Below are 230 nucleotides of genomic sequence, written 5' to 3'. Positions count from 1 at the left end.
GTTTACCGCCGTCTACGGACCGCTCCTCGATATGAATCGACCCGACGCTCTCGGCTGCCAGCTTGTCGAAGTTGACGGCGCTGTTTTCCAATTGATTCGTACCGTCCGCGAAAAACGCAAGCGCAGACGTCTTGACGCTGCCTTCGGCCAACTTGTCGGCTGGTACGCTGCCTTCGGCCAACTTGTCGGCCGTTACGCTGCCGTTCGCCAGCTTGTCGGCTGTTACGCTG

1 protein-coding gene is annotated in these 230 nt (G+C 59.6%); it reads right to left on the bottom strand.

Annotated elements, in window-relative coordinates:
* Positions 1 to 230 (bottom strand): hypothetical protein (locus KVT38_RS34400; RefSeq protein ID WP_483298221.1); only part of this gene is annotated, 230 nt, incomplete at both ends.

The organism is Cohnella sp. GbtcB17 (genome assembly GCF_019091135.1).
GTDB lineage: Bacteria > Bacillota > Bacilli > Paenibacillales > Paenibacillaceae > Cohnella.
This window is presented reverse-complemented; position numbering and strand designations above follow the sequence as displayed.